We start from the raw sequence: 553 nt of genomic DNA on the forward strand, positions 1-553 counted from the left end.
CCGCAGCCGTCAGTGAACGCTTACGTGCCAAGGGCGGATTGAATTCGAAGCTCCACGCCGTCTGTGACGGACAGGGGCGACCGCTCGTTCTCGTGCTGAGCGAGGGACAGGCCAGCGATCATCGCGGCGCCGCCCTGATGCTTCCGCACCTGCCTGCCGCCCGTGAACTGATCGGTGACCGAGGTTACGACAGCAAGCACTTCCGCAATGCCCTGCAAGATCGCGGCATCGCGCCCTGCATTCTCTCGACGCGAAGCCGCAAAGTGCCCATTCCGCACGACGCCGCGCTCTACCGTCACCGATACCGCATCGAGATCATGTTCGGCCGCATCAAGGACTGGCGGCGCATCGCCATGCGCTACGACCGATGCGCCCACACCTTCTTCAGCGCCGTCGCCCTCGCCGCCACCGTCATCTTCTGGCTCGGACAATGAGTCCTGAGCCTAGACTTCCCACGTCGAGCTCACCGACGCAGCGGCATTCCCGATCGCGTCTTTCATCAAACATCCGCCCGGATGTTCCGCTTCCGGACGAGATCCGTCCAGCGCTGTGC

The 553-nt window shown here is 64.0% G+C and carries 1 protein-coding gene; it reads left to right on the forward strand.

The genetic code is table 11. From position 1 onward, the window contains the following. On the forward strand, nucleotides 1-434 hold a 434-nt coding region (locus tag AC1DWF_RS37630; RefSeq protein ID WP_476843508.1), incomplete at its 5' end, for an IS5 family transposase. Nucleotides 435-553 lie beyond the last annotated feature (119 nt).

Source organism: Aminobacter sp. P4_D5 (assembly GCF_056401815.1).